Source organism: Achromobacter xylosoxidans (genome assembly GCF_002192695.1).
Taxonomy (GTDB): Bacteria; Pseudomonadota; Gammaproteobacteria; order Burkholderiales; family Burkholderiaceae_B; genus Achromobacter; species Achromobacter xylosoxidans_C.
Map to the genome: position 1 here is coordinate 1 of NZ_MTLG01000082.1, position 25,678 is coordinate 25,678.

The window sequence follows — 25,678 nt, forward strand, 5'->3', positions numbered from 1 at the left end:
CGAGCATCGGAATCCCGCAGTCCGGACGCCGGCGACTCAAGAACCCCGTCTCACAAAATCGAAGCGACAGGGTTTCGAGCTTGCGGATGTCAGGGTTCTTTAGCCGCCGAGGCAGCCCTGCGCCATTCCGATGCTCGCCCCAATGGGGCTGCGCTTCGGATGGCTCCGGGCCGCCTCGGCTGACAGTCGCCTAATGGATTGGTTTCAGCCCCCGGCCATGGGCAGATGCCGTGAGCCGGTGGCCGGACGGAGGGATCCGAAGCGCAGCCCCACCGGGGCGAGCATCGGAATCCCGCAGTCCGGACGCCGGCGACTCAAGAACCCCAGCCGTACACAACCAAACGCCAGCAATTCAGCCAAAAACGTCCTAAGCCTGTGCGCGTTCACGATCCACGGCCGCGACCACGCCCGCATCGATCAGCGCTTCGATTTCCTTGGCGCCATAGCCGAACTCTCCCAGAATCGCGATGCTGTCCTCGCCCAGTCGCGGCGCCGCGCGGTGGTATTGCGCGGGCGTGGCCGACAGCTTCACCGGCATGCCCACGGTGCGCACCTTGCCGGCCACCGGGTGATCCTGTTCCACCACCATGCCGCGCGCCAGCGTCTGCGGATGCGACAGCGCCTGGGCGATGGAATGCACCGGTCCCGCAGGCACGCCGGCAGCGTCGAATACGTCCAACCACTCCTCCGCGCTGCGCGTCTTCAGGATGGCGGACATGTCCTCCACCAGCTGATCACGGTTCTGCATACGGTCGCGGTTGCGCGCGTAGCGCGGATCCTCGGCCCATTCCGGCCTTTCCAGCGCCTGAGTGATACGCTGCCAGTTCTTCTCGTTGGCGCCGCCGATGATGATCCAGTCGGTCGCGGTGGGAAAGGCCTGGTAGGGCGCGCTCAGCACGTGCGCCGATCCCGTGGGGCCGGGCGACACGCCGCTGCCGAAATAGATCGCGGCATGCCAGTACAGCTGCTGCAGGCTGGCTTCCAGCAATGACGTTTCCACGATCTGGCCTTCGCCGGTGCGCTGCTTGTGCTGATAGGCCGCCAGCACGCCGAAGGCAGCCAGCAGGCCGGCGTTGATGTCCGCGACCGAATTGCCGGTGCGCAGCGGCGGCCCGCCCGGCTCGCCGGTGATCGCCATCAGGCCGGAAAAGCCCTGCGCCACCAGGTCGAAGCCGCCCTTGTCGGCATAGGGGCCCGTGGTGCCGTAGCCCGACACCGCGCAATAGATCAGGCCCGGATTCTCCTGGCGCAGCCGTTCGTAGCCCAGGCCCAGTTTTTCCATCGTGCCCTTGCGGAAGTTCTCGGTCACCACGTCGGCGTCGCGGATCATGCGCAGCAGCACCTTCTTGCCCTCGGGGTGCTTCAGGTCCAGCGCGATGGCGCGCTTGTTGCGGTTGAGCATCAGATAGGGCGCCGAAATGCCGTTGATCTGCGGGTCGCGGTACTGGCGCGAGTCGTCACCGCCGTCGATCTTCTCGACCTTGATGACGTCGGCGCCCATGTCGGCCAGCATCATGCCGCAGGTCGGGCCGGCCATGATCTGCGACAGCTCGATCACGCGCATGCCGGCGAGCGCGCCGGCGGGGCGCTGGGTGTCGCCCTGGGTATCGTTATGCATGAGTCCTCCTTGCATGGGATTCAGCGAGCGTTGAATTGCGGCTTGGCCTTGGCCAGGAAGGCCTGGTAGCCCGTGCGGAAATCCTCCGTGTCGAAGCAGTCGAAGGCTTCGTCGCGGTCGGCGTCGGTCAAGGCTTTGCCCTGCACCAGATTGCGGATGAACTTCTTGTGCCAGCGCGCCACCAGCGGCGCGCCGTCGGCGATGCGGCGGGCGGCGGCCTGGGCTTCGGCGGCGACCTGGCTGTCGGACGCCACGCGCGTGACCACGCCCAGGCGCAGCGCTTCCTGCGCATCGAAGATGGTGCCTTCCAGCAGCACCTGCAGGGCAGTGGACGGACCTACCAGGCGCACCAGCGGCGCCAGTTCCGAGTACGACATCACCAGCCCCAGGTTCTTGATGGGCACGCCGAAGCGCGAGCTCTCGCCGCAGATGCGGATATCGGCCAGGCTGGCGATCTCCAGCCCGCCGCCTACGCAGATGCCGTGTATCTGCGCCACCACCGGATGGCGGCAGTTGGCGATGGCCTCGATGGTCCGGCGCATCACGGCGCCGTATTCGATGGCCTGGCGCTTGTTGCTGCGGGCAGTCTCGAATTCGCTGATGTCGTTGCCCGGGGAGAAGGCTTTCTCGCCCGCGCCGCGCAGCAGCACGCAGCGCACGCTGTCGTCGGCGTCCAGCTCCAGGAAGGCGTCGCCCAGCAGCCGCCAGCTGTCGATGGTGAAGGCGTTGAGCTTTTCCGGGCGGTTCAGCACCACGGTCACGATGTCGCCGTCGCGCTGGCGCAGGATGGGGGAGATGTCGGAAGTGGGGGTAGCGCTCATGGTGTTCCTTTGCGTGGGCGAGGGGCGCACCCCCGCCGGGTTGCTGCGGGCTTACTGCTTGGTCAGGCCCAGGCTGGCGGTGAGCTTGCCGTACTTGCTCCATTCGTCCTGGACGTAGCTGGCGAAGGCCGCGGGGGTGGAAGGGCCGCCGCCCAGTTCCATGCCCTGGTCGGCCAGCTTGGCCTTGATCTCGGGATCGGCCAGCGTCTGGCTGAGCGCCTGGTCGAGCTTGTCCAGCACCGGCTTGGGCAGCTTGGCCGGAGCCAGCACCGCATACCACTGCACGATGTCCAGGCCCTTGATGCCGGACTCGGCCAGGGTGGGCACGTCGGGCAGGCGCTTGCTGCGTTCGGTGCTGGTCACCGCCAGCGGCCGCAGCTTGCCGGCCTGGATCTGGTTGATGGCGCCGGGCAGGGTGTCGAAGTTCATGTCCACGCTGCCGCCCAATAGGTCGGTCATGGCCTGGCCGCTGCCCTTGTAAGGCACGTGCTCCATGCTCACGCCCGCGATCTGCGAGAAGCGCGCCGCGCTCAGATGCTGCGGGCTGCCCATGCCGGAAGACGCGTAGGTCAGCTGCTTGGGCTTGGCGCGGGCGTCGTCCACCAGGTTTTGCACGCTGGCGTAGCTGTGCTTGGCCGGATTGACCACCAGCACGTTGGGCACCGAGCCGATGTAGCGCACCGGCGTGAAGTCCTTGATCGGGTCGACGCTGGACTGCACCACATAGGGCGCGGCGACGGTGGACTGCATGTTGGCCAGCAGCAGCGTGTAGCCGTCCGCGTCGGCCTTGGCCACGAAGTCGGCCGCGATCAGGCCCGAAGCGCCGGGCTTGTTCTCGACCACGACCTGCTGGCCCAGCAGCGCCGACAGGCGCGCGGACAGGATGCGCGCCGATACGTCGGTGCCGCCGCCGGGCACGAAACCGACGATCAGGCGTACCGGCCGTTCCGGCCATTTGGATGCGTCCTGCGCCAGGGCGGGACTGGCGGCGGCCAGGCCGGCGGTCAGCGCCAGGGCGCCGGCCCAGGCGCGAGCGTGCTTGTGCATGTGGGGTCTCCTTTGGTGGTTGTCAGCCTGCCCGCGTGTTGCTTGCTCTATGATGGGGTCAGGTTGGTATGCCTTTGGTGTTTGGTATACCAGATACAAAAATAGTCGAATTAGCGAGTGGCAACAACTCATGGCTAACCCTGAAGTTATGGACCAGTCTGTCCCCGATTTGGCCATCCATCACCCGACGCTGCCGGCCGTGGTGGCGGAAAAGCTGCGCCAGCTCATCATCGACGGCACCTTCAAGCCGGGCACCTGGCTGAACGAGCGCGACCTGTGCGACCAGCTGAAGATTTCACGCACACCGTTGCGCGAGGCCTACCGCATGCTGGCTTCCGACGGCCTGGTGACCTTGCAGCCCAAGCGCGGCGCGATGGTGATCGAGCTGTCGGCCGACGATGTCGAGAACATCTTCGATGTGCTGTCGGTGCTGGAGGGGCTGGCGGTGCGCAGCGCCGCCGAACGCGCCACGGACGCGGAACTGGCGCAGATCGCGCAACTGCACGCGCAGATGCTGCAAGGGTATGAGCAGCGCGACATCCGGGCGTATTTCGCGGCCAGCATGGGCACGCATATCGCCATCAACCGGGCGGCCCACAACCCGGCGCTGACGCATTCCTACGACCGCTTGAACCTGCAGGTGCAGGCGCTGCGGTACAAGTCGAATTTCGATATCGACGAATGGACGGCGGCGGTGGCCGACCACGAGGCCTTCGTGCGGGCGCTGATGCAGCGCGACGGCGAGCTTGCGGAGTCGCTCATCCGCAGGCATGTGGGCAGCAAGAAGACCTACAACCTGCGCGGGCGGGGCGCCCAAGGCTTGAAGTGACCGCCATCGGCGCGGACAGCGCGGGCCCTGGGCTTGGCTGTCCGCCCGCTGGCGCGCTCAGGCCGGCTGCGCCACCACGCGCTTCCTGCCTATCATCAGCGCGATGACGGCGGCGATCAGACCCGTCATGCCGGAGATGACGAAGGCCATCAGATAGCTGCCCTGCGCTTCGCGCACGGCGCCCGCCATCCAGGCGGCGCTGGCGGCGCCCAACTGGTGGCCGGCGACGATCCAGCCGAACACGATGGCGGCGTCGCGCTCGCCGAAGGCTTCGGTCGTCAGGCGCAGCGTGGGCGGCACCGTGGCGATCCAGTCCAGGCCGAAGAAGATGGCGAAGATCGACAGGCTGTAGAACGAGAAGTCGGAATAGGGCAGGTAGATCAGCGACAAGCCGCGCAGGCCGTAGTAGACGAACAGCAGCTTGCGGGGATCGTAGCGGTCGGTGAGCCAGCCGGACGCCGTGGTGCCGATCAGGTCGAAGATGCCCATCAGCGCCAGAAGGCCCGCGGCCTGCACCTCGGGCATGCCGTGGTCGCCGCAAAGCGCGATCAGGTGCGTGCCAACCAGGCCGTTGGTGGTGAAGCCGCAAACGAAGAAGGTGGCGAACAGGAACCAGAAGGTGCGCGTGCGCGAGGCTCGCGCCAGCGCGCCGAAGGTGGCCGCCAGCATGCCGGTGCGCGGCGCGGCGGGCGCGGGCGGCGCATGCGGATCGCTGCCGAAAGGAACCAGGCCGACGCTGGACGGGCGGTCCGGCACCAGCCACCAGGCCAGCGGCACCAGCGCCGCCGCCGCGGCCGCCACGGTCCAGACCACCCGGGTCCAGTCGCCCGACGAGGCCAGCGCCGCCAGCACCGGCAGGAACACCAGCGTGCCGGTGGCGGAACTGGCGGTCAGCAGGCCCATCATCACGCCGCGGTGCTTGGTGAACCAGCGGTTGACCACGGTGGCGCCCAGCACCACGGCGACCGCGCCGGACCCCAGGCCCGAGAACACGCCCCAGGTCAGCAGCAGGTGCCAGGACTGGGTCATGAAGGCGCTGGCCGCGCTGGACGCCGCCATCAGCATCAGCGCCCCGATCAGCACGCGCCGCAAGCCGAAGCGCTCCATCGCGGCGGCGGCGAACGGTCCGACCATGCCATACAGGAAGATGCCGACCGCGGCGGCCAGCGAGATGGTGCTGCGGCTCCAGCCAAAGGTTTCCTCCAGAGGAACCAGCAGCACGCTGGGCGAGGAGCGCAGGCCGGCCGACACCAGCAGGGACAGGAAAATCACCGCGACGACGACGAATGCGTACTTCTGGCCGGCGCGCCGGAAAGGGACGGGAGGGTGGGCTATACTCATGTTACTGACCGGTACGTATTGGGGTTTGCGAATAGTACGTACCGGTCAGTAACATCGTCAAGCGATTTCTCGTCGCGTCCGTCATCCGGAAAAGGAGCCCATCCATGGCCAGCAAGACCACCGCCGCCGACCGGCCCGCCTCCAAGCCGCCGCTGGCGGCCGAGCGCATCCGCAAGACCGCGCGCGAAATGTTCTACCGGGACGGCATCAGGGCAGTGGGCGTGGACGCCATCGTCAGCGAGGCAGGGGTGACCAAACCCAGCCTGTACCGCAACTTCTCGTCCAAGGATGAGCTGGCGGCGGCCTATCTGCGCGACTACGACGCCGAGTTCTGGGCGCGTTTCGATGCCGCCTGCGCGGCGCATCCGGGCGACCCCCGCGCCCAGGTCCTGGCCTACCTTTCCGGCTTGAGCGCGCGCGCGGTGCAAAGCGGATACCGGGGCTGCGGCTTGACCAACGCGGCGGTCGAGTATCCCGAGGCCGGCCATCCGGCGCGTGCCGTGGCGGTGGAGCACAAGGCCGAACTGCGCCGGCGCTTGGCCGCCATGGCGGCGGAAATGGGGGCGGCCGACCCCGACGCGCTGGGCGATGGCCTGTTGCTGCTGTTCGAGGGCGCCTTCGTCTCCAGCCAGCTTTTCGGCGAAGGCGGACCTGCCGGCCGGGTCGCCCAGATGGCGGACAAGCTGATTCAGGCGCATCTCGCGCCGGCCTGACACCGCGCCGCGGCGGGTTGCTTCGGGTAGGGGGGGCGGTGGCACAAGAATGGGGCAAGCAGCAGTGCACATGTGCACCATTTTTGGTGTTTGTCCCCATTGCGCAACGCACAAAAAAATGCTTGAGAAATTTATTGCGGCGCAGCAGACACAGGTCTAAGATGGACTCGTGTTGTTCCACATCGCTTTCTCAAGGAGAGAACCATGAGCGATACCGCGCTGAAGAATGCCCGCATGTCGGATGAGCTGGAACGTACCCTGATCCATGACGCGATCATCGCGGAAAGCCTGTCTGGCCATGCTTCCGGCTCGCGCTGGCTGCGCCTGAAAGTGCGCCTGGCCGCCTTCGGCGGCGCCGTGGGCGAGGTGTTGCACGATATGGACGCCGGCCGCCGCCAGCACCCCGTGGTCTCCGCCTACCACTGAGCCCGATAGCGGGTACGAAAAAAAACGCCAGCATCGCTGGCGTTTTTTCATGTCTGTCGCTCCCTGAAGCTCAGACCAGCATGTCCGCCACCAGATAGCCATCCAGCAGCAGGATGCCGACCGTGGCCGCAACCGCGGCCCAGGCCCAGGCGCCGCGCAACACGTACTTGCCCATCAGGCTCTTGCGGCAGGCCAGCAGCACCAGCGGCCCCAGCGCAAAGGGCAGGGCCAGGCTCAGGATGACCTGGCTCAGCACCAGCAGGCCGTCCGGATCCTGGCCGCCGGTGAACGCCAGCAGGCCGACCGCCGCCGCGCCCGCCACCAGCCGCGTCGCGAGGGCGCGGCGGCGGTCCGACCAGCCGCTGCCGACCTGGAAGCCTTGGGACAGGATGCGTCCGGCCAGCACGCCGGTGATGGTGGAGCTTTGCCCCGCGGCATACAGCGCCACCGCGAACACGATGGCCGCGCCGATGCCCAGCGTCTGGCCGATCACGGCATGCGCGTCGTCCAGGCTGGAAACGATGATGCCCGAGCCCGATAGCGAGGCGGCGGCGACGATCATGATGGCGGCATTGATCAGCATGGCCAGGCCCAGCGACACGACGGTGTCGTTGCGCGCCACGCGCATGGCCAGGTCGCGCGCGGTGGGCGGCAATTGCTGCGCGCGCTGCGCCAGCGAGCCGGAATGCAGGTACAGGTTGTGCGGCATCAGGGTCGCGCCCAAGATGCCCAGCGCGATCAGGAAGCCCTGCGGGTCGCGCAGCGCCCGGCCGGTCTGCGTGACGCCGTGCGCCACTTCCGTCCACGCCGGATTGGCCTTGAACAGCAGGAACACGAAGGACATGGCGACCACCGACAGCAGCAGGGCGATGAAACGCTCGTGCTTGTCGGCATTGCCGCGCGTCAGCGCCAGCACTGCGAAGGTGCCGACGCCGGTCACGGCGACGCCCGCGATCAGCGGCAGGCCAAAGAGCAGGCGCAGCGCGATGGCGCCGCCGATGAGTTCGGCCAGGGCGGTGGCCAGGATTGCCGCCTCGCCGGCCAGCCAAGCGGCCTTGGCCAGGCGCGGCGACAGGTGGCGGGCCGTCAGCGTGGCCAGGTCCTGCCCCGTTGCCAGGGCCAGGCGCGAAACCAGGATCTGGAAGCCCAGCGCCAGCAGGGCCGAGGTGATGACGACCAGCAGCAACCCGTAGCCGAAGCCGCTGCCGCCCGCGATGTCGGTGGCCCAGTTGCCCGGATCGATATAGCCCACGGCCACCAGGATGCCGGGGCCGGCAATGCGGCGCAGGCCCGCCGATATCTGGACGTCCTGCGCCAGCGCGGTCCTGCCGCCCGATATCGCGTAGATGAATTGGCCCATGCTCGCTCCTGAGAATGATTCTCATCATCCTCTTCGGAAACGGCATCGTCAAATTGATTTTGGGCAAGCAGGGGATAGGGCCGCCCAATGAAGCCCAGCGCAAGCCCAGTGGCGCCGCCCTGGGCGGACGGGCCTCGGGCTGCGGGGCGATCAGGACTTGAGCTTGGCGTCCATGGAGATCTTGGCATTCAAGACCTTGGACACCGGGCATCCTTTTTCCGCCTTGCGGGCGGCGTCTTCGAAGGCCTGGGCGCTGGCGCCGGGGATCACGGCTTCCACGGTCAGGTGGACGGCGGTGATGGAAAAGCCGTCGTCCACCTTGTCCAGCGTGACCTCGGCCTTGGTGTCCAGGCTTTGCGCGACCATGCCCGCTTCCGCCAGGATGTTGGACAGGGCCATGGTGAAGCAGCCGGCGTGCGCCGCGCCCAGCAATTCCTCGGGGTTGGTGCCGGGAGTGTCGCCGAAACGGGTGTTAAAGCCGTAGGCCTGTTCCTTGAGCGCGCCGCTCTGCGTGGAGATCGTGCCCTTGCCGGTCTTCAGATCGCCCGACCAGTGGGCGCTTGCGGTTTTCTTCATGCGTGACTCCTGTAGAAGGGCCGCGCCCGTCGCGCGCGCGGCCGGTGTGGGAGGGCGCGGGCCGCCGGCTGGGGCGGGGCGCTTTGCCTGAGATGGCATGGATGATGATACGGCCGGCGCATGCGCCCGGCGCGGAAAGCGTCTGCGCGCAACGGCAAGCCGATGTAACCGCAGGCCCGCTTGCTTGATCCGCGTCGCAAGGCGGCGCCCATCCATCAGGCAAAATACGGGTATCTGCTCAAATCTCGCCGAGAACCGCTGTCATGTCTTTCAAACTTGTCCGCTATGCCTGCGCCATCGCGCTGGCCGTCCCCGCCTTGTCCGCCCAGGCTGAAATCGTCATCGGGGTGGACGTGTCCACCACCGGTCCGGCCGCCGCCATCGGCATCCAGACCAATAACGCGATCCGCCTGTGGCCGGCCACGCTGGGCGGCGAGCCGGCGCGCTACGTGGTGCTGGACGACGGCACCGACGTCAGCCGCGCGGTGAAGAACATGCGCAAGCTGACCTCGGAAGACAAGGTCGACGCCATCGTCGGCCCCAACACCACGGCCGCCGCGCTGGCCGGCCTGGATGTGCTGGCCGAGACCGGCACGCCGATGATCGCGCTGGCCGCGTCCAGCGTCATCGTCGAGCCGCTATCGGATCCGAAGCGCGCCTGGGCCTTCAAGATGCCGCAGAACGATTCGCTGATGGCCACCGCCCTGGTCGCGGACATGAAGAAGAAGGGCTTGAAGAACGTGGCCTTCATCGGCTTCGCGGATTCCTACGGCGACAGCTGGTGGAAGGAGTTCACGGCGGCGGCCGGGACCGACCTGAAGATCGTGGCGCAGGAACGTTTCCAGCGCACCGACGCCTCGGTGGTCGGACAGGTGCTGAAGGTCATCGCGGCCAAGCCGGACGCCGTGCTGATCGCTGGCGCCGGCACGCCGTCGGCCTTGCCGCAGAAGACCCTGCTGGAACGCGGCTACACCGGCGCCATCTACCAGACGCATGGCATCGGCACGCTGGAATTCCTGCAGGTCGGCGGCGCGGACGTGGAAGGCACCTTGTTCCCCACCGGCCCCGGCGTGGTGGCGCGCGAGCTGCCCGACGACAATCCGGTCAAGAAGGTGGCGGTGGCTTTTGCCGACAAGTACGAAGCCCGCTACGGCGCCAACACGCTGACCCAGTTCGCGGGCGACGCCTATGGCGCCTGGATGCTGCTGGACTCCGCGGTGGCGCGGGCGCTGAAAACCGGCGCCAAGCCCGGCACGCCGGAGTTCCGCGCGGCGCTGCGGGATGCCCTGGAAAACACGCGCGACCTGGTCGTGCCCAATGGCGTGCTGAATATCACCAAGGACAATCACCAGGGCTTCGACGAGCGCGCCCGCGTCATGGGCATCGTCAGGAATGGCCGTTTTTCCTTTGCGGAATAAGTAGGGACATATATCTCTGCGATTCGTAACTTGTCCTGACGCCCCATAGGGCGATGGCGCAAAAAGCAGGCTGCGGCCTGCTTTTTTTCGGACACATCATTCGTGTCGAAATCATTTAATAGCGTATTATTTTTAGTGAATCCATATACCTCGAAATAAATACAGGAGAAACTGCCATGAGCCTGATCCGATCCAGACGCGTGCTGGCCGCCTTGAGCCTGGGGGTGCTGGCCGCATGTTCCGACTCGGGATCCGACAAGGCTGCGCCGGCCGCGAGCGCGCCGGCCGCCGCGTCCACCCTGGAAGCCGCCAAGGCCGCCGGCAAGATACGCATCGGCTACGCCAACGAAGCGCCGTTCGCCTACATGGACAGCAAGGAGAGCAAGGTCACCGGCGAATCCGTGGAGATCGCCCGGGAGGTGCTCAAGCGCATGGGCATCAACGAAGTGGAGGGCGTCCTGACAGAGTTCGGTTCGCTCATTCCGGGCCTGCAGGCCAAGCGCTTCGACATCATCGCGGCGGGCATGTACGTCACGCCCGAACGTTGCCAGCAGGTGGCGTTCTCGGATCCCACCTACGGCGTGGGCCAGTCCTTCCTGGTCAAGCAGGGCAATCCCAAGAACCTGCACAGCTATGAAGACGTGATGAAGAATCCCGACGCCAAGCTGGGCGTGGTGGTGGGCGCGATCGAAGCGGAATACGCCTCCAAGATCAAGGTGCCGCCCGCCCAGGTGGTGGTGTTCCCGGACGCGGTCAGCGCGCTGTCCGGCGTGCAGGCGGGGCGCGCCGACGCCTATGCGGCCACGGCGCTCACGGTCAACGATCTGATGGGCAAGACCAGCGCGGCCAGCGGCCTGGAGAAGGCCGATCCGTTCAAGGACCCGGTCATCGACGGCAAGGACGTGCGCGGCTACGGCGCCTATGCCTTCCGCGGCGACGACAAGGCCTTTGCCGACGCCTTCAACGCCGAACTGGCCAAGTTCATCGGCACCGAAGAGCACCAGAAGCTCGTGGCGCCTTTTGGCTTCACCGCGGAGGAACTGCCCAAGGGAGTCACGGCCGCCAAGCTGTGCGCCGGCCAGTAAGGGGGCGCGCATGCGGTTGATATCCGAGCATTTCGCCGAACTGGCGCCGCCGCTATTGCAGGGACTGGCGGTGACCCTGGAGATCATGGCGGGCGCGGTGGTGCTGGCCGTTCCGCTGGCGCTGGCCGCGGGCATCGGACGCCTGTCGTCCTTGCGCCCGCTGCGCTGGATCGCGGCGGTCTACGTCGAGGTGTTCCGCGGCACCTCGGCCCTGGTGCAGCTCTTCTGGTTCTACTTCGTGCTGCCGCTGTTCGGCGTGCAACTGCCGGCCATGCTGGTGGGCATCGTGGTGCTGGCGCTGAACGCCGGCGCCTATGGCGCGGAAGTGGTGCGGGGCGCGATCCGCGCGGTGCCGCCAGGCCAGCGCGAAGCCGGCATCGCGCTGAACCTGACGCGCGGCCAGATCATGCGCCGCATCGTGGTGCCGCAGGCCGTGCCCGCCATGCTGCCGCCGGCCGGCAATCTGCTGATCGAGCTGTTGAAGAACACCGCGCTGGTGTCCCTCATCACCATCACCGACCTGACCTTCCGCGGCCAGCTGCTGCGCAGCGAGACCCTGCGCACCACCGAGATCTTCACCCTGATGCTGCTGATGTACTTCGCGGTGGCCCTGCTGATCACGGCCGGCGTGCGCCTGCTGGAACGCAAGGTGCGGGTGCGATGAAGCCGGTATTCGATTGGTCCTTCGCCCTGGAGATCCTGCCCACGCTGGGCTCCGCGCTGCTCATCACGATCCAGGCCACGCTGCTGGGCATGCTGGTGGCCGTCACGCTGGGCCTGGCGCTGGCCCTGCTGCGGCGGTCGCGATTGCGCATTGTGTCGCTGCCCACGGCTTTCGTGATCGAGTTCGTGCGCAGCACGCCTTTGCTGGTGCAGATGTACTTCCTGTTCTACGTGCTGCCGCTGACCGGCGTGCGGATGTCGCCGCTGGCCACCGGCATTGCCGCGCTGGGCCTGCACTACGCGACCTATTGCGCCGAGGTCTACCGCGCCGGCATCGAAGCGGTGCCGCGCGGCCAGTGGGAGGCCGCCACCGCGCTGAACATGTCGCGCTGGCGCACGGCGGTGGGCGTGGTGCTGCCGCAGGCGATTCCGCCGGTGGTGCCGGCGCTGGGCAATTACCTGGTGGCCATGTTCAAGGACACGCCGCTGCTGTCGGCGATCACCGTGGTGGAACTGCTGCAGCAGAGCAAGATGATTGGCTCTGCCACCTTCCGCTACACCGAGCCCCTGACCCTGGTGGGCCTGCTGTTCCTGGCGTTGAGCCTGGTGGCGGCCTGGGGCGTGCGCGGCCTGGAGGCCCGCCTGCAACGATATGGAGGAAAACGATGAGCGCCAGCATAAGCATCAAGAACCTGCGCAAGCAGTACGGCGAACTGGAGGTGCTGCGCGGCATCAACCTGGAGATCCCGTCGGGCCAGACCGTGGCCGTGATCGGCCCCTCGGGTTCGGGCAAGTCGACCCTGCTGCGCGTGCTGATGACCCTGGACCGTCCCACCAGCGGCGAGATCGAGATCGACGGCGTGCCCATGTGGACCGACGCCCAGGGCCGGCCGGTCGGCCCCAACTCTGAGCACTTGCGCAAGGTGCGCGGCAAGATCGGCATGGTGTTCCAGCACTTCAACCTGTTCCCGCACATGACGGCGCTGGCCAACGCCATGGAGGCGCCGCTGCATGTGCGGGGCATGCCGCGCGCCCAGGCGCGCGAACACGCCGTGGAATACCTGGAAATGGTCGGCCTGGGCGACAAGCTGGATGTCTATCCGGCGCAGTTGTCGGGCGGGCAGAAGCAGCGCGTGGGCATCGCGCGCGCGCTGGCCATGTGCCCCCACATCATGCTGTTCGACGAGGTGACTTCGGCGCTCGATCCGGAACTGGTCGGAGGCATCCTGCAGATCCTGCGCGACCTGTCGGCCCGGCGCAGCATGACGATGATCATCGTGACCCACCAGATGAAGTTCGCCGAACGCAGCTCGGACCGCACCCTGTTCTTCGACGAAGGCAACATCGTCGAGGACGCGGAATCGTCGGTGCTGTTCAGCCAGCCCAAAGAGGCGCGCACGCGCCAGTTCCTGGACTCGGTGATCGAAGGGCAGTAGCGCAGCGCCTGCGGACGCGGTTTGACCCCGCCCGGGGCTGCGGTATTCAGGCCGCCAGCCGGGCCGGGGCGCTATGCTGTCGCATCCCACGCCCCGGAGGCTTCAGCATGTCGCTGCTTTTCAGTCCCACGTCCATCGGCCAGCTGGAGCTGGCCAACCGCATCGTCATCGCGCCCATGTGCGAATACTCGGCTGAAAATGGCCTGGCGACCGACTGGCACATGATCCATCTGGGGCATCTGGCCTTGTCCGGCGCCGCGTTGCTGTTCGTGGAAGCCACCGCCGTGGAGCCCGACGGCCGCATCACCCCGGGAGACCTGGGCCTGTGGTCCGATGAAACCGAGGCCGCCATCGGCCGCGTCGTGGCCGCCATCCGCCGCTATGCGCCCATCAAGCTGGGCATACAGCTGGGCCACGCGGGCCGCAAGGCTTCCAGCGAAGCGCCCTGGAACGGCGGCCAACTGGTGCCGCCCGAGGCCGGCGGCTGGCAAGGCTGGGCGCCCTCGGCCGTGCCGCACAACGCGTCCGAACCGTCGCCCCATGCGCTGGACGCGGCGGGTCTGGCGCGCGTGCGCGACGCCTTCGTGGCCAGCGCCAGGCGCGCGCTGCGGCTGGGCTTTGACGCGATCGAGCTGCACGCCGCGCACGGCTATCTGCTGCATCAGTTCCTGTCGCCGCTGTCCAACCGGCGCGACGATGCCTATGGCGGTTCGCTTGAAAACCGCATGCGCTTTCCGCTCGAAGTCTTCCAGGCCTTGCGCGAGGCAGTTCCGCCGTCGGTGACGCTGGGTGTGCGCGTATCGGCCACCGACTGGGTCGAAGGCGGCTGGGACCTGGAGCAGACGCTGGTCTTCGCGCAAGCCTTGAAGGACCGCGGCTGTGAATTCATCGACGTCTCCAGCGGCGGCGTCTCGTCCCAGCAGAAGATCCCCGTGGGCCCGAACTACCAGGTGCCGTTCGCAGACGACATCAAGCGCAAGGTGGGCATGCCCACCATCACGGTGGGCCTGATCACCGAGGCGCGGCAGGCGGAAGACATTCTTCAGAACGGTCAGGCCGACATGGTCGCGCTGGCGCGCGGCATGCTGTACGACCCGCGCTGGCCATGGCATGCCGCGGCGCAGCTGGGCGGCCAGGTCAGCGCGCCGCGCCAGTATTGGCGCTCGCAGCCGCGGGACCAGAAGGCGCTGTTCGGCGACACCCGCTTCGGCCAACGCTAGGCGCAACCGGCAGGCTGCCAGCCTGCCGGACCCTGTTTATTGAGGCCGCCTGCCTTCGTAGGCGTTTTGCAGCAGCGCCCGCAAGGCCTCGCGTTCCAGCGGACGCGGATTGGGGTAGGGCGTCTGCATGGCGATGTCGCAGGCGCGGTCCAGGTCTTCTTGCCGCATGCCGATGTCGCGCAAGGCGGTGGGCGCGCCCAGCGTACTGGCCAGGTCGAACACGCCCGCCGCGGCAGCCGGCGCGCCCAGCGCCGCGGCGATGCGCTCCATGGCTCGCGGCGCGGCCGCGGCGTTGTAGGCCAGGGCTTGCGGCAGCACCACGGTATGGACTTCGGCGTGCGGCAGGTTGAAGCTGCCGCCCAGCGTATGGCAGAGCTTGTGATGCAGCGCCATGCCCACGCTGCCCAGTACCGTGCCGCACAGCCAGGCGCCATAGAGCGCGTCGCTGCGCGCCTGCAGCAGGTCCGCGCCGTGGGCGCCTGCGTGGATGGCGGGCAGCGCCTGCGCCAGCGCGCGTATGCCTTCCTGCGCCATCAGGTCCATGATCGGATTGCCGTCTTGCGCGTAGAGGCCCTCTGCCGCATGGGCGATGGCGTTGATGCCGCTGGTCACGCTCATCGATGCCGGCAGCGACAGGCTCAGCTCAGGGTCGTACACCACGCTGCGCGGCAGCACCCGGTCGTCCTTGCCGGTCTTTTTCAGGCCGCTCTCGGTGAGGCCGTAGATCGGCGTCATCTCCGAACCCGCATAGGTGGTGGGGACGGCGATGACCGGCAGGCCGGAGTCCAGCGCGATGGCCTTGCCCAGCCCGATGGTGGAGCCGCCGCCCACGGCCACCGCGCAATCGGCGCCCAGCTCGCGCGCGGCCTCGCGCGCCTGGCGCGCGATTTCGATCGGCACGTGCATCACGGCCCGGTCGAAGATCCCGGCAACCCGCGTCTCGCCCAGCAGCGTCGCGACCCGCTCGGCCTGCGCGCGTTGCGGCGGCGTGCAGAGCACCAGCGCACGTTGCAGCCCCAGCGCATCGAGTTCGGCCGCCAGGCCGCCCAGGCTGCCCGGCCCGAAGACCACGCGCTGGGCGCGGCTGGCGTAGATGAAGGATTGCATGGCGTTCCCCGTCTGCATGTCGGTCATTGTGCAACGATTCCGCGGCTCTTGATGAGCTCGCCCCAGCGCCGGGACTCGGCCTGCACCAGCTGGTTCATGTCATCGCGGCCGCCGGCCACCACTTCGAAGCCGGATTCGGTGATGCGTCCGGCCACGGCCGGGTCGCGCAGCGCCGCGATGGTGGCGTCGACCAGCTTGTCCAGCGTCGCCGCCGGCGTCTGCGCCGGCGCCACCATGCCCACCCAGGAATAGATCTCGAAGCCCGGATAGCTTTCGGCGATGGCGGGCACGTCCGGCAGGGCGGCGACGCGCTTGGGCGCGGTCACCGCCAGCGCGCGCAGCTTGCCGCTCTGGATATGGGGCAGCACCAGCGGCAGGCTGGCGATGATGGATTCCACGTGTCCGCCCATCAGGTCCGACACGGCCGGGCCGCCGCCGCGGTAGGGCGTATGGATGCCGCTGGTGCCCGCGGCCTGGTGGAACATTTCGGCTGCCAGGTGGTTGGAGCTGCCCGCGCCGACCGAGGCGTAGGACACGCTGCCCTTCTTGCCGGCCGCGATGTAGTCCGCCAGCGTCTGGTACGGACCGCTGGCCGTCACCGCCAGCACCATGGGCGAGCGCACCATGTACGACACGCCGGTCAGATCGCGCGCCGTGTCGTAAGAGAGCTTGGGGTAGATGTGTTGTTCGGTGGCGTAGGAATCGAACACCATTTCGACCGTGTAGCCGTCGGGCGCGGACTTGGCCACCAGCGCCGTGCCTATGGTGCCGCCGGCGCCGCCGCGGTTGTCGATGACCACCGTCTGGCCCAGCTTGTCCTGCAGCGCCTGCTGCACCTGGCGCGCCACCCGGTCCACGGTGCCGCCCGCCGCGAAGGGCACCACCACCGTCACCGGCTTGCTGGGATAGGAGTCCGCCAGCGCGGGCAGGGCGGCGCCCCAGGCGCCTGCGGCGAGGGCGGCGCTGGCCAGCAGGGCGCGGGGCGAGCGGCGGGGGGCGGTGATCGGGGGCATGCGGGTCTCCTGGGCTTGTCGTCGTTGTGATTGGCCGTCGATCTTTGTCAAAATTGCCAAAATGCGGCCATGCACGGTATCGTAATTGCCAAATCTCCCAGGAAAGCAGGCGCAGGGCGCCAAAGCCTTTTGCGCCACACGCACAAATGAAAACCGTCAAATTCGCCGAGAGCCTCTCCATCTTCGTCGACGTCGCCCGGGCGCAGAGCTTTTCCGAGGTGGCCCGCCGCCGCGGCATGGTGGCCTCGTCCGTGGCGCGGCAGATCGGCGCGCTGGAGTCCGAGCTCAAGGTGCCGCTGTTCGTGCGCTCCACCCGCGCCCTGATGCCCACCGAGGCCGGCGAGGTTCTGTACGAGCGCGCCGTGAAGATCCTGCACGACATGACCGAGGCGCGCTCCGAAGTCATTTCGCTGGAGCAGACCGTGCAGGGTCTGTTGCGGGTCAGCTGCCTGCCGGCGTTTGCGCGGCGCTACGTGGTGCCCATGCTGCAGCAGCTGGGAGAACGCCATCCGCAATTGCAGGTGGAGCTGGAACTGACCGAGCGCGTGGTGGATCCGGTGGTCGAACGCATGGACGTGGTGGTGCGGGTGGGGCAGCAGCCCGACAGCAGCCTGATCGGGCAGCGCATCGGCAGCCATCGCTACCTGATCTGCGCCGCGCCTTCATACCTGGAACGCCACGGCGTGCCGCGCACCCTGGCGGACCTGTCGCGCCATCGCCTCATCGACCGGCGCCACAGCACCAGCGTGCGCGGCTGGCGCGAGCTGGGCGATGGCCAGTGGGCGCAGGACGCCCGGTTCGTCCTGGAATGCGACGACTGCGACGCGCGCCGGTTCGCGGCGCTGGAAGGGTTGGGCATCGCGCTCATGCCCAACTGGTCCGCGGGCGCGGACCTGGGCGCCGGCCGGCTAGTGCAGCTGAGCTTGCAGGACGCCAGTCCGCCGCCCGAAAGCGGCATCTACCTGCTGCGCGCCATGCCGCGCGCCAACGCGCGCATCCGCGCCTTCACCGAGCAGCTGCGGCGGCAGATCGGCTCGCCTTCCGTGTGGGACGCGGCCATCGAGGCTGCGCGCGCGGCCTGACGCTGTTGGCGCGGGAGGCGTGGCGCCTTAGCTGGCGTCGTGGAAGATGATGCCCAGCGTGTGCCGCACTCCCGTGCGCAGCCGGCTGACGCCATGCCGCAGATTCGCGCGGTAATAGGCGCGCGTCGACCGCACAGGCCTGTGGTTGACGGCAAGCACCACGGCATCGCCTTGCCGCAAGGGCACCACGTCGGCCCGCCCGGGCTGTTTGGGATTGCTCTCGGCCAGCAGCAGCTCGCCGCCCTCGAAATCGCGTCCCGGCTCATTGAGCAGGAAGATGGCCTGGAACGGAAAGACATGGTCGCCGTACAGGTCCTGATGCAGGCAGCAATAGTCGTCGGCTTGGTAGCGCAGCAGCAGTGGCGTGGGCCGGCGCTGTCCGGCGGCGTGGCAGATCTCCTGGAATTCGTCATGCGTCGCGGGAAAGCGCGCTTCCATGCGCATGGCGGCATGCCAGCGGTTGGCGATGGGCGCCAGACGCGGGTAGAGCGACTGCCGCAAGCCTTGGACGATATCAGGCAGCGGATAGCTGAAGTACTTGTACTCGCCTCGGCCGAACGCATAGCGTTCCATCACGATGCGGCTGCGAAAGCGCGCTTCCTCGCCGTAGCCGGCCGCAAGTTCCTCGCACTGGGCCTGCGTCAGCAGCCCCGGCAGCACGGTGTAGCCATCGCGGCCGAGGTCGTCTTCGACGGCCTGCCAGTCCGTGTCCGCAATCCCGGTTTCAGGCAGGTCGTGCTGTATGGTCGATGTGGGCATGGCTGGAGCTGGCATCAGGGCGCATCGTGGAAAAACAGTTCAAGGCCGATGCGTACGCCTTTGCGCACGCGGCTGACGGCATGCTTGAGGTTGACGCGGTAATAGCCCTTGGCACCGTGAAAGGGGCGTTCCCCCGTGGCGATGATGGCGACATCGCCGAAACCCAGCGGCGCCACCAGCGGACGCGATTGCATGCGCGGGCGCTGCTCCGTCATCACGAACTCGCCGCCTTGGAAATCGCCTCCCGGCTCGGACAGGAGCGCGACCACCTGCATGGGAAAGACCTGCAAGCCTTCATTGCGCTGGTGCAGCGCCATGTAGTCTTCGACGCTGAGCCGGCTCAGGTGCGATTGCGCCCGGGCCTGGCCGGCGTCGCGGTTGCGCTGAAGAAAATCTTCCAGCTCATCGGGATAGCGCGCGTGCACGTCCAGAAGTTCGTTCCAGCGATTGGCGTGGACGGCCAGCCGGCGGTATAGCGCCGTGCGCCATTGTTCCAGCGGCGCAGGCATGCCGGCGTCGAAGTAGTACAGGTCGCCGCGCCCCAGGCCGCCGGATGCCAGGCTCACCCGCCGGGCATGGGGCGCGTCGGCCTGCCGCGCCAGACCGCGTGCCAGTTCCGCGTCCAGCAATCCTGGCAGCACGGCATGGCCTTCGGCGTCGAGCCGAGATCCGATGTCCGTCCAGTCCAGGCGGTCCAGGTTGGTTTCGAAGGCGGTCATGCCGCTGTCATGCATAGGGTCCTCATCGATGTTCGCAAGCGCGCGCGGCATCATGCCGCGTCATGAAAAATGATGCCCACGGTATGGCGCCGGCCGCTGCGCACGCGGCTCACGCCGTGCCGCATGGCGACCTTGCGCGGCCCGCGCGCGCCTGCCGCGGGCCGTTGATTGACGGTGAACACCAGCGCGTCGCCCTGGCCCAGCGGCACGACGTCGGCGCGCTGGCTGCGGGCCGCAAGCTCGGTCATGACGAATTCGCCGCCGGTGAAATCCTTGCCCGGCTCGGCCAGCAGGATGGCGACCTGCAGCGGAAACACATGCTCGCCATAGAGATCCTGGTGCAGGCAGTTGTAGTCGTCCTCACCGTACTGAAGCAGCAGCGGCGTGGGACGCGTCTGGCCGGCCCGGTGGCAGCGTTGCAGGTAGGCATCCAGTTCGGGCGGGTACTGCGTGTCCGCGCGCAGCCGTTGGTTCCAGCGGTTGGCGATCGGCGCCAGCCGGGCATAGAGCGCATGGCGCAATTGGTCGAGCAGCGGCGGCAAGGGGTAGGCGAAGTACTTGTACTCGCCGCGTCCAAAGCCGTGGCGCGCCATCACGATGCGCGAGCGAAAGCGCGCGTCGTCCGGGTACAGGGCGGCGAGGGCGCGGCATTGCGCGGGCGTCAGCATGCCGGGCAAAACGGCGTTGCCGCGGGCATCGAGCGCACGCTCCACGTCTTCCCAGTCATAGTCCATGTCCTCGTCCCCGCTCGCCGCGGCGCGCATGCCCGGTCCTCCCTGTGATTACAGGCGAGGCCAGTGTAGAAATCCACCGCCTTTTTGAAACTCCGTTTGTTGCGCCGGCATGCGCCCAAAACAAAAAACGCCGCGGCAGCGGCGTTTTCTGGCGGGCAGGAACCGTCGCGGCTCAGAGGCGCGAATAGGCCTGCTCCAGCTCGCGGTGCAGCTGGTCGGCGAAATCCTCGCGCGCGGGATCCAGCTGCGACAGCAGGCGGGCCAGCACGACGTTGTCTTCCTCGCCGTTCCAGATCTTGATGTAGGTGCCTTCCTTGTAGCCATGCTGCTGGCGGAAGATGTTCAGCACGTTCTTGGACACGTATTGCGTGTAGGCGTCGTTCCAGCTCATCTCGCACGACGTCATGGTCTGTTCCAGCACCTTGAAGCTGGCGCGTCCGCATACGGCCAGGCCGCCGATCAGTTCCAGCAGCTCGGGCACGCTCAACTGATCCAGCGCATGGGTCTTGCCGTCCAGCGCGACCGAGGCCGGGCTGGACAGGTCGGCGACCAGCGCGCCGGCGGCGGCGCCGATGTCGCCGCGGGCCTGGACGATGGTGTGCGACAGATAGAAGTGCAGGATGTCCACCAGCTCCATCTGCACTTGCGGCAGGTCGATGGTCTGCTTTTTCCACCACTTCCAGCCGTAGTGTTCCAGCGCTTCGGCGGATTCGACGAAGGCGGCGCGCAGGAAGCGGGCTCCGCCGTTGACCCAATCCGGATTGATCATGCTGTTCAAGTGGCCCTGCAGCTTCAGCATCGTGGCCGCCTGGGCCTGGTTCAATCCGACTACGTTATTCACTTTCACTCCGTGGTTCATGGGTCTTTCGACAGCGGCGGAAATGTTAGCACCAATGCCCGCCCGAGCCGGGCCGCCCCGGTGGCGGAATCAGGCGTCGCCGTCCTTGCGGTAGGAAGAGCGCTTGAGCGGAGGCAGCGGCGCCTTGCCGCGCGGATTGCGCGCGTTGCGGGCGGCCTTGAACAGCATCATGGCGAAGAAGAACAGGAAGACGGCGGGCATGGCCTCGTCCAGGTCGAACCCGGGGCCGCGCAGGGCTTCGAAGATGATGCGCGCTCCGGCCCAGCCGGCCAGGATGCCGCCCACCGTCAGGATGACGCCGATCTTGCGCTGGGTGGCTTGGCGGGCCATCGATACCTCGGCGGCATCCGTCTGGCCCGGGGCCGCGGGCGCTTGCCGCGATTGCAGGGGCGGCGGGGCCGGCTTGCCCCAGGGCGCGCCGGATAGCGTTTCAGAGGGAGAGGCCGGGGGGGCGGGAGGGGGTGGGGGAGCTGCCGGTCGGGATTGCGCCCGCTTGTCGGGAACCTGTCCCGGCGATGCGCCGCCGGTACGCGTCAGGTTCTCGATGTAGCGCGCGAAATCGCCATTCCTGGGTTCCCCGTCTATGGCCATTGCCCCTCTCTCCGGTTCAGTTGCCGCGGCGTTGGCGCGCCGGGACCCGGCGCTTGCGCAGCATGGCTATCAACAGCCCGCATCCTAGCAGCACCGAGAGTCCCGCGCCGATCATCATGGCAATCTGTTGCGCATTGTCCGCCGTGCCCAGGCTGCGCGCGGTGATGTAGCCCGGGGCCAGCATCAGCGGCATCCAGAGGATGGCCGAGGCGACGTTGGCCATCTGGAAGCGGCTGTGTCCCATGCCCATCACGCCGGCGACGGTGGGGATGGTGGAGCGGATGGGCCCCAGGAAGCGGCCGATCAGCACGGAGGCGAAGCCGTAGCGGTAGAAGAACAGGCGGGCGCGCGCCACGCCGCTGCGCTGCTGCTTCAGCGGCCAGCGGCGCAGGATGCCGGGGCCGGCCCAGCGGCCCAGCCAGTAGGACAGGGCGTCGCCCACGATGGCGCCGGCGATGCCCCAGGCGATGATGGCCCAGGGATTCAGGGTGCCCGCGCCGATCAGGCCGCCGGTCAGCAGCATCAAGGCCGTGGCCGGGATGAACAGGCCCAGCAGCACCATGGATTCGCCCAGGGTGAGCAGAAAGGTGATCGGTCCCGCCCAGGCCTGGTTGGCCTCGATGAACATCGCGATCTGGTCGATGTATTGGTCCATATTTACGAAGTTGAAAATTAGCTGAACGCAATCGGGTATGTTAACGCCTGCGGAACTGCCGGTGCGCCGTATAGTCCGTCTGGATGAAGCTAATTGTTGGAGAGTTATGGATTCGGTTACGCAGGCGGTGCTGGGCGCGGGCATACAGGGCGCCCTGTTGGGACGGGTGCAGGGGCGCCGGGCGCTGATCTACGGCGCGGCGCTGGCCACGGTGCCGGATCTGGACGTCCTGATGCGCTATCCGGACCCGGTGTCGCTCATGACCTACCACCGCGGCTTCTCGCATTCGGTCTTCGTGCTGACCGGCCTGGCGGTTTTCCTGGCCTGGCTGATCCGCAAATACTGGCCGCAGGCGCCGTACAGCGGGCGCCGGCTGTTCCTGACCTTATGGCTGGTGCTGGTGACCCATCCGGTGCTGGACGCCTTCACGGTCTACGGGACGCAGCTGTTCTGGCCGCTGGCGCTCATCCCCGAAAGCTGGGCCGCGGTGTTCATCATCGATCCGGTCTATACCGTGCCGTTGCTGCTGGCGGTGCTGTTCGCCATTGGCTTCGGCATGACGCTGACGGCGCGCCGGCTGCTGGCCGCGGCGCTGGTGTTCAGCACGGCCTACCTGGGATTCGGGCTGGCGGGGCGCATTGCCGCCGAGGACCGCGTGCGCGAGGCGATGCAGGCGCAGGGCATTGCGCCGAGCGAACTGCGCGCCGTGCCCATGCCTTTCAACACGCTGGTGTGGCGCGTCATCGCCAAGACGCCCGACGGCCACTATTACGAATCGGTCAGCAGCCTGTTCGACCGCGATCCGCCGGAATGGCTGCGCCAGCCGCTCAACCTGGACGTGGCGCGGGCCCTGGCGGACGTGCCGCTGCACCAGCGCCTGCGCTGGTTCACCGACGACTGGCTGCGCTACGACGTCATCGGCAACGCCCTGGTGGTCACGGACCTGCGCATGGGCATGGCGGGGCATTACACCTTCCGCTTCAAGATGGCCGAACGCGCGGCGGACGGCAGCTGGCAGGCGGTGACGCCGTCCAGCTGGCCCACCGAGCGCGGCGGCTGGGCCGAACTGAAGCTGGTGCTGGGCCGCATCCTGCATGCGCAGCCGCCCTTGCCGCTGGCGCAGTGGTCGGAGCTGTCGACGCGATAGAGGCGTGATCTACGCGATGGCCGGCGGCCGCGGCAGCGGCGCGCAGGCCAGCTCGTAGGCTTCGGCCGCCTGCAGCAGCTGCAGGTCGGCGTGGCAGGGGGCAACCAGCTGCAAGCCTATCGGCAGGCCATCCTGGCCCAGGCCGCAAGGCACGCTGACGGCAGGGTGGCCGGTCAGGTTGAACAGCATGGTCCACGGATACCAATGGGCGCGGATGTCGCCGTATGAGCGGCCGTCGATGTCCATGGTGTCGAATATGTCCGTGCCCAGCGGCAAGGCGGTGCGCGACATGGTCGGCATGGCCAGCAGGTCGGCCTGGCCGAACAGCGCCTGCACCTTGCGGTAGAGCGCGGTGCGGGCAAACATGGCTTCCTGGTATTGCTGGGCGCTGAACGCCGCGGCCGTCGCGATCTGCCGCCGGAAGGTGGGGCTGTAGGCGTCCGGTTCGCGTTCTATCAGCGGCAGGAACCGGGTGCGCCAGACGGTGTGGTTGATGACGCGCCAGATCGGCTCGACATCGAAGCCCGCGCCGTCGAACGGTTCGACTTCCGCACCCAGATCGGCCAGGCGCGCCAGCGCAGCCTCGAATGCGCGGCGCACGTCGGCGGCCACGGGGCGGCCGGGCGGGGCGGCGCAATAGCGGACGCGCTTGCCGCGCAGTGTCCCGGGACTGGCCGCCGCGCTGGCGTAATCGGCCCTGGGCACGCCCAGCGACCACGGATCGCAGTCATGCGGGCCGGCCATGGCCGCCATCATTAGGCGGGTATCGGCCACGGTGCGCGTGGTCGGCGTCACGTAGGTCTGGTTGCCGATGGCGTCCTGCGCCTGGCTGTGCGGTATCGCGCCCAGGCTTTGCTTGAATCCCACCACGCCGTTGCACGCGGCGGGAATGCGGGTGGAGCCGCCGCCATCGCTGGCCACCGCCAGCGCCGTGATGCCAGCGGCCGTAGCCGCCGCTGCGCCGCCGCTGGAACCGCCGCAGGTGCGTTCCAGGTTCCAGGCGTTGCGAGTGTGGCCGAACAGCGGTGAATCCGTCATGGACTTGGATCCGAACTCCGGCGTCGTGGTCTTGCCGATCAGGATGGCGCCTTGCTGGCGCAGCCGCGCCACGGCCACGGCGTCATCGGCCGGCACGTTCGCGCTGAACGGCACGGCGCCGAAGGTGGTCCGCACGCCCGCGGTATTGACCAGGTCCTTCACCGTGTAGGGCAGGCCATGCAACAGGCCAGTCGCATCGCCGCGCATCAGCGCGGCCTCGGCAAGCCGGGCGGCGGCCATGGCCTCTTCCGCACACAGCGTGATGAAACAGTTCAGGACGGGCTGCAGGCGCTCAGCCCGTTCCAGCGAGTCGCGCACCAGTTCAACCGGGGACACGGCCTTGGTCCGGATCAGGCTTGCGGCCTCTACCGCGCTCAAGTCGCAAAGGGAATCGCTCATCGAAGCCACGTTGCGCCTATTCGTCGAAGGAAATGCCGGCGGCCTTGACGATGGGGGCCCAGTGCGCACGCTCCACGCCGATGCGGCGTTTGGCGGCCTGCGCGTCCTGGGGTTCGACCAGGAAGCCCGCAGTCTGCAGTTTTTCCACCAGCGCTGGCCGTTTGCCGGCCGCGACGAAAGCCTGTTCCAACTGGGCGATCGTGGCGTCCGGCGTGGCCCCGGGCGCGTACACGCCATACCAACTGGCGGCATGCTGGTACTGCGGGTAGCCCTGTTCCAGCAGTGTCGGCACATCGGGCAGCGTGGGCAGGCGGCGGCTGCCAGCCACGCCCAGGAATTTCACCTTGCCGGCGTTGTACAGCGGCAGCATGCTGGCGACGGCGTCCCAGCCCATCGACACCTCGCCGCCCGCCACGTCCACCAGCATCGGCGCCGCGCCGCGGTAGAGCACGGGCACGACCTCCAGGCCGTTCTGGCCGCCCATTTCTATCGTGCCCAACTGACCGGGGCTGCCTTGCGTGGCCAGGCCCAGGGTCGCCTTGGCACGCGCCTGTTTGGCCCATTGCACGTATTCGGCCATATTGCCGTAGGGTTGGGCGGCGCCCGTGACGGCGCCGGTGGGCACGTCGGCCACCAGGGCGACCGGGCGTAGGTCATGGTCCGGGTCGTATCCCAGCTTTTTGTAGGTCAGCGGAAAGATCACGAACATCGGCGACGAACCCAGGTACAGGGTGAGCCCGTCCGGCTTGGCGCGTTTCACCACGTCGAAACCCAGGCGTCCCGATGCGCCGGGACGGTTCTCGACGATGACATTGGCGTAGCCTGCCGCCTGCAATTGTTCGGCGTAGGCGCGGGCCACCGCGTCGGCGGCGCCGCCCGCGGCGTAGCCGACCACCAGTCGCACGAGCTTGTCGCCACCGGCCGGCTCCTGGGCCATCGCGCTGGGTTGCAGGCCTGCCGTGGTCGCGGCGGCAAGGATGAAGGCGAGAAGTCGGGGTCGGGCTAGCAAGGCGGTCTCCTGT

28 protein-coding genes are annotated in these 25,678 nt (G+C 67.8%); 12 read left to right on the forward strand and 16 right to left on the reverse strand.

Features of this window, described 5'->3' with window-relative positions; all coding sequences use genetic code 11:
• Window positions 1-367: 367 nt before the first annotated feature.
• From BRO63_RS18130 to BRO63_RS18140, 3 genes are read right to left on the reverse strand one after another with little or no spacing between them, the layout of a single operon-like run.
• Window positions 368-1,618 (reverse strand): CaiB/BaiF CoA transferase family protein, encoded by a 1,251-nt coding sequence (locus tag BRO63_RS18130; RefSeq protein ID WP_088141117.1) that lies wholly within the window; start codon window positions 1,616-1,618, stop codon window positions 368-370.
• A 20-nt stretch (window positions 1,619-1,638) separates the two neighbouring features.
• A complete protein-coding gene (locus BRO63_RS18135) occupies window positions 1,639-2,439 on the reverse strand; it encodes an enoyl-CoA hydratase/isomerase family protein (protein ID WP_088141118.1) in 801 nt (266 codons plus the stop codon).
• Between the two features lie 51 nt (window positions 2,440-2,490).
• Window positions 2,491-3,486, reverse strand: coding sequence for a Bug family tripartite tricarboxylate transporter substrate binding protein (locus BRO63_RS18140; RefSeq protein ID WP_088141119.1), 996 nt, complete (start codon window positions 3,484-3,486; stop codon window positions 2,491-2,493).
• Between the two features lie 130 nt (window positions 3,487-3,616).
• On the opposite strand from BRO63_RS18140, the gene BRO63_RS18145 reads away from it, so the two are divergent.
• Window positions 3,617-4,315 carry a GntR family transcriptional regulator gene (locus BRO63_RS18145; protein WP_256943084.1) on the forward strand — a complete coding sequence of 233 codons (699 nt, stop codon included), beginning with the start codon at window positions 3,617-3,619 and terminating at the stop codon, window positions 4,313-4,315.
• A 57-nt stretch (window positions 4,316-4,372) separates the two neighbouring features.
• Here BRO63_RS18145 and BRO63_RS18150 read toward each other — a convergent pair whose 3' ends face one another.
• Window positions 4,373-5,656 carry an MFS transporter gene (locus tag BRO63_RS18150; RefSeq protein ID WP_088141121.1) on the reverse strand — a complete coding sequence of 428 codons (1,284 nt, stop codon included), beginning with the start codon at window positions 5,654-5,656 and terminating at the stop codon, window positions 4,373-4,375.
• 104 nt (window positions 5,657-5,760) lie between these two features.
• Between BRO63_RS18150 and BRO63_RS18155 the strand changes: the two genes are divergently transcribed.
• Both BRO63_RS18155 and BRO63_RS18160 read left to right on the forward strand, forming a co-directional pair.
• Complete coding sequence (locus BRO63_RS18155) at window positions 5,761-6,369, forward strand: TetR/AcrR family transcriptional regulator (protein ID WP_088141122.1); 609 nt, start codon at window positions 5,761-5,763, stop codon at window positions 6,367-6,369.
• Window positions 6,370-6,573: 204 nt separating this feature from the next.
• Entirely contained in the window at window positions 6,574-6,795 is a 222-nt protein-coding gene (locus BRO63_RS18160) for a hypothetical protein (protein WP_054455972.1), read from the forward strand.
• Between the two features lie 70 nt (window positions 6,796-6,865).
• On the opposite strand, the gene BRO63_RS18165 is transcribed toward BRO63_RS18160, so the two are convergent.
• Window positions 6,866-8,155: an Nramp family divalent metal transporter gene (locus tag BRO63_RS18165; protein WP_088141123.1), complete on the reverse strand. Its 1,290-nt coding sequence runs from the start codon at window positions 8,153-8,155 to the stop codon at window positions 6,866-6,868.
• A gap of 14 nt (window positions 8,156-8,169) precedes the next feature.
• On the opposite strand from BRO63_RS18165, the gene BRO63_RS34225 reads away from it, so the two are divergent.
• Window positions 8,170-8,316, forward strand: a complete 147-nt coding sequence (locus BRO63_RS34225; RefSeq protein WP_179215141.1) for a hypothetical protein — start codon at window positions 8,170-8,172, stop codon at window positions 8,314-8,316.
• On the opposite strand, the gene BRO63_RS18170 is transcribed toward BRO63_RS34225, so the two are convergent.
• On the reverse strand, window positions 8,306-8,731 hold the full coding sequence (locus tag BRO63_RS18170; protein WP_088141124.1) for an OsmC family protein: 426 nt from the start codon (window positions 8,729-8,731) through the stop codon (window positions 8,306-8,308). The genes BRO63_RS34225 and BRO63_RS18170 overlap by 11 nt on opposite strands.
• A gap of 263 nt (window positions 8,732-8,994) precedes the next feature.
• Here BRO63_RS18170 and BRO63_RS18175 point away from each other — a divergent pair, with 263 nt between their 5' ends.
• The 6 genes from BRO63_RS18175 to BRO63_RS18200 all read left to right on the forward strand — a co-directional run bounded on the left by BRO63_RS18175 (window position 8,995) and on the right by BRO63_RS18200 (window position 14,553).
• Window positions 8,995-10,149: an ABC transporter substrate-binding protein gene (locus BRO63_RS18175; protein WP_088141125.1), complete on the forward strand. Its 1,155-nt coding sequence runs from the start codon at window positions 8,995-8,997 to the stop codon at window positions 10,147-10,149.
• A 176-nt stretch (window positions 10,150-10,325) separates the two neighbouring features.
• Complete coding sequence (gene ehuB, locus BRO63_RS18180) at window positions 10,326-11,234, forward strand: ectoine/hydroxyectoine ABC transporter substrate-binding protein EhuB (RefSeq protein ID WP_088141126.1); 909 nt, start codon at window positions 10,326-10,328, stop codon at window positions 11,232-11,234.
• 10 nt (window positions 11,235-11,244) lie between these two features.
• Window positions 11,245-11,898: an ectoine/hydroxyectoine ABC transporter permease subunit EhuC gene (gene ehuC / locus BRO63_RS18185; RefSeq protein WP_088141127.1), complete on the forward strand. Its 654-nt coding sequence runs from the start codon at window positions 11,245-11,247 to the stop codon at window positions 11,896-11,898.
• A complete protein-coding gene (gene ehuD / locus BRO63_RS18190; RefSeq protein WP_088141128.1) occupies window positions 11,895-12,566 on the forward strand; it encodes an ectoine/hydroxyectoine ABC transporter permease subunit EhuD in 672 nt (223 codons plus the stop codon). The genes ehuC and ehuD overlap by 4 nt, the downstream gene beginning before the upstream one ends.
• Window positions 12,563-13,333 (forward strand): ectoine/hydroxyectoine ABC transporter ATP-binding protein EhuA, encoded by a 771-nt coding sequence (gene ehuA / locus BRO63_RS18195; RefSeq protein WP_088141129.1) that lies wholly within the window; start codon window positions 12,563-12,565, stop codon window positions 13,331-13,333. The genes ehuD and ehuA overlap by 4 nt, the downstream gene beginning before the upstream one ends.
• Before the next feature lie 107 nt (window positions 13,334-13,440).
• Window positions 13,441-14,553, forward strand: a complete 1,113-nt coding sequence (locus BRO63_RS18200) for an NADH:flavin oxidoreductase/NADH oxidase (protein WP_088141130.1) — start codon at window positions 13,441-13,443, stop codon at window positions 14,551-14,553.
• Between the two features lie 36 nt (window positions 14,554-14,589).
• Here the strand turns inward: BRO63_RS18200 and BRO63_RS18205 are convergent, their stop codons facing one another.
• Window positions 14,590-15,660 carry a maleylacetate reductase gene (locus tag BRO63_RS18205; protein WP_088141329.1) on the reverse strand — a complete coding sequence of 357 codons (1,071 nt, stop codon included), beginning with the start codon at window positions 15,658-15,660 and terminating at the stop codon, window positions 14,590-14,592.
• A 23-nt stretch (window positions 15,661-15,683) separates the two neighbouring features.
• The gene (locus tag BRO63_RS18210; RefSeq protein ID WP_088141131.1) at window positions 15,684-16,673 is read right to left on the reverse strand and encodes a tripartite tricarboxylate transporter substrate binding protein; all 990 of its coding nucleotides are present in this window, start codon (window positions 16,671-16,673) and stop codon (window positions 15,684-15,686) included.
• Between the two features lie 146 nt (window positions 16,674-16,819).
• Between BRO63_RS18210 and BRO63_RS18215 the strand changes: the two genes are divergently transcribed.
• Complete coding sequence (locus BRO63_RS18215) at window positions 16,820-17,755, forward strand: LysR family transcriptional regulator (protein WP_088141132.1); 936 nt, start codon at window positions 16,820-16,822, stop codon at window positions 17,753-17,755.
• A gap of 27 nt (window positions 17,756-17,782) precedes the next feature.
• On the opposite strand, the gene BRO63_RS18220 is transcribed toward BRO63_RS18215, so the two are convergent.
• From BRO63_RS18220 to BRO63_RS18245, 6 genes are all read right to left on the reverse strand, one after another.
• Window positions 17,783-18,514, reverse strand: a complete 732-nt coding sequence (locus BRO63_RS18220; RefSeq protein WP_256943345.1) for a 2OG-Fe(II) oxygenase — start codon at window positions 18,512-18,514, stop codon at window positions 17,783-17,785.
• Window positions 18,515-18,528: 14 nt separating this feature from the next.
• Window positions 18,529-19,233, reverse strand: a complete 705-nt coding sequence (locus BRO63_RS18225) for a 2OG-Fe(II) oxygenase (RefSeq protein ID WP_088141330.1) — start codon at window positions 19,231-19,233, stop codon at window positions 18,529-18,531.
• Between the two features lie 50 nt (window positions 19,234-19,283).
• Window positions 19,284-19,997, reverse strand: coding sequence for a 2OG-Fe(II) oxygenase (locus tag BRO63_RS18230; protein WP_088141134.1), 714 nt, complete (start codon window positions 19,995-19,997; stop codon window positions 19,284-19,286).
• A gap of 142 nt (window positions 19,998-20,139) precedes the next feature.
• Window positions 20,140-20,826 carry a dUTPase gene (locus tag BRO63_RS18235; RefSeq protein WP_179215142.1) on the reverse strand — a complete coding sequence of 229 codons (687 nt, stop codon included), beginning with the start codon at window positions 20,824-20,826 and terminating at the stop codon, window positions 20,140-20,142.
• A gap of 69 nt (window positions 20,827-20,895) precedes the next feature.
• Window positions 20,896-21,417, reverse strand: coding sequence for a hypothetical protein (locus BRO63_RS18240; RefSeq protein ID WP_088141136.1), 522 nt, complete (start codon window positions 21,415-21,417; stop codon window positions 20,896-20,898).
• Between the two features lie 16 nt (window positions 21,418-21,433).
• Entirely contained in the window at window positions 21,434-22,072 is a 639-nt protein-coding gene (locus BRO63_RS18245) for a DedA family protein (RefSeq protein ID WP_054455998.1), read from the reverse strand.
• Between the two features lie 106 nt (window positions 22,073-22,178).
• Between BRO63_RS18245 and BRO63_RS18250 the strand changes: the two genes are divergently transcribed.
• Window positions 22,179-23,219, forward strand: a complete 1,041-nt coding sequence (locus tag BRO63_RS18250; protein WP_088141137.1) for a metal-dependent hydrolase — start codon at window positions 22,179-22,181, stop codon at window positions 23,217-23,219.
• 9 nt (window positions 23,220-23,228) lie between these two features.
• Here BRO63_RS18250 and BRO63_RS18255 read toward each other — a convergent pair whose 3' ends face one another.
• Complete coding sequence (locus tag BRO63_RS18255; RefSeq protein WP_088141138.1) at window positions 23,229-24,656, reverse strand: amidase; 1,428 nt, start codon at window positions 24,654-24,656, stop codon at window positions 23,229-23,231.
• A gap of 16 nt (window positions 24,657-24,672) precedes the next feature.
• Window positions 24,673-25,665 carry a Bug family tripartite tricarboxylate transporter substrate binding protein gene (locus BRO63_RS18260; RefSeq protein WP_088141139.1) on the reverse strand — a complete coding sequence of 331 codons (993 nt, stop codon included), beginning with the start codon at window positions 25,663-25,665 and terminating at the stop codon, window positions 24,673-24,675.
• Window positions 25,666-25,678 lie beyond the last annotated feature (13 nt).

Coding starts and splice junctions, on each gene's coding strand:
- BRO63_RS18225 (WP_088141330.1), bottom strand. CDS start 19,233: ATGACCGCCTTCGAAACCAACCTGGACCGCCTGGACTGGACGGACATC.
- BRO63_RS18200 (WP_088141130.1), top strand. CDS start 13,441: ATGTCGCTGCTTTTCAGTCCCACGTCCATCGGCCAGCTGGAGCTGGCC.
- ehuA (WP_088141129.1), top strand. CDS start 12,563: ATGAGCGCCAGCATAAGCATCAAGAACCTGCGCAAGCAGTACGGCGAA.
- BRO63_RS18170 (WP_088141124.1), bottom strand. CDS start 8,731: ATGAAGAAAACCGCAAGCGCCCACTGGTCGGGCGATCTGAAGACCGGC.
- BRO63_RS18150 (WP_088141121.1), bottom strand. CDS start 5,656: ATGAGTATAGCCCACCCTCCCGTCCCTTTCCGGCGCGCCGGCCAGAAG.
- ehuC (WP_088141127.1), top strand. CDS start 11,245: ATGCGGTTGATATCCGAGCATTTCGCCGAACTGGCGCCGCCGCTATTG.
- BRO63_RS18205 (WP_088141329.1), bottom strand. CDS start 15,660: ATGCAATCCTTCATCTACGCCAGCCGCGCCCAGCGCGTGGTCTTCGGG.
- BRO63_RS18230 (WP_088141134.1), bottom strand. CDS start 19,997: ATGCGCGCCGCGGCGAGCGGGGACGAGGACATGGACTATGACTGGGAA.
- BRO63_RS18130 (WP_088141117.1), bottom strand. CDS start 1,618: ATGCATAACGATACCCAGGGCGACACCCAGCGCCCCGCCGGCGCGCTC.
- BRO63_RS18140 (WP_088141119.1), bottom strand. CDS start 3,486: ATGCACAAGCACGCTCGCGCCTGGGCCGGCGCCCTGGCGCTGACCGCC.
- BRO63_RS18240 (WP_088141136.1), bottom strand. CDS start 21,417: ATGGCCATAGACGGGGAACCCAGGAATGGCGATTTCGCGCGCTACATC.
- BRO63_RS18160 (WP_054455972.1), top strand. CDS start 6,574: ATGAGCGATACCGCGCTGAAGAATGCCCGCATGTCGGATGAGCTGGAA.
- ehuD (WP_088141128.1), top strand. CDS start 11,895: ATGAAGCCGGTATTCGATTGGTCCTTCGCCCTGGAGATCCTGCCCACG.
- BRO63_RS18250 (WP_088141137.1), top strand. CDS start 22,179: ATGGATTCGGTTACGCAGGCGGTGCTGGGCGCGGGCATACAGGGCGCC.
- BRO63_RS18175 (WP_088141125.1), top strand. CDS start 8,995: ATGTCTTTCAAACTTGTCCGCTATGCCTGCGCCATCGCGCTGGCCGTC.
- BRO63_RS18165 (WP_088141123.1), bottom strand. CDS start 8,155: ATGGGCCAATTCATCTACGCGATATCGGGCGGCAGGACCGCGCTGGCG.
- BRO63_RS18220 (WP_256943345.1), bottom strand. CDS start 18,514: ATGCCCACATCGACCATACAGCACGACCTGCCTGAAACCGGGATTGCG.
- BRO63_RS18210 (WP_088141131.1), bottom strand. CDS start 16,673: ATGCCCCCGATCACCGCCCCCCGCCGCTCGCCCCGCGCCCTGCTGGCC.
- BRO63_RS18155 (WP_088141122.1), top strand. CDS start 5,761: ATGGCCAGCAAGACCACCGCCGCCGACCGGCCCGCCTCCAAGCCGCCG.
- BRO63_RS34225 (WP_179215141.1), top strand. CDS start 8,170: ATGATTCTCATCATCCTCTTCGGAAACGGCATCGTCAAATTGATTTTG.
- ehuB (WP_088141126.1), top strand. CDS start 10,326: ATGAGCCTGATCCGATCCAGACGCGTGCTGGCCGCCTTGAGCCTGGGG.
- BRO63_RS18235 (WP_179215142.1), bottom strand. CDS start 20,826: ATGAACCACGGAGTGAAAGTGAATAACGTAGTCGGATTGAACCAGGCC.
- BRO63_RS18255 (WP_088141138.1), bottom strand. CDS start 24,656: ATGAGCGATTCCCTTTGCGACTTGAGCGCGGTAGAGGCCGCAAGCCTG.
- BRO63_RS18145 (WP_256943084.1), top strand. CDS start 3,617: ATGGCTAACCCTGAAGTTATGGACCAGTCTGTCCCCGATTTGGCCATC.
- BRO63_RS18245 (WP_054455998.1), bottom strand. CDS start 22,072: ATGGACCAATACATCGACCAGATCGCGATGTTCATCGAGGCCAACCAG.
- BRO63_RS18135 (WP_088141118.1), bottom strand. CDS start 2,439: ATGAGCGCTACCCCCACTTCCGACATCTCCCCCATCCTGCGCCAGCGC.
- BRO63_RS18215 (WP_088141132.1), top strand. CDS start 16,820: ATGAAAACCGTCAAATTCGCCGAGAGCCTCTCCATCTTCGTCGACGTC.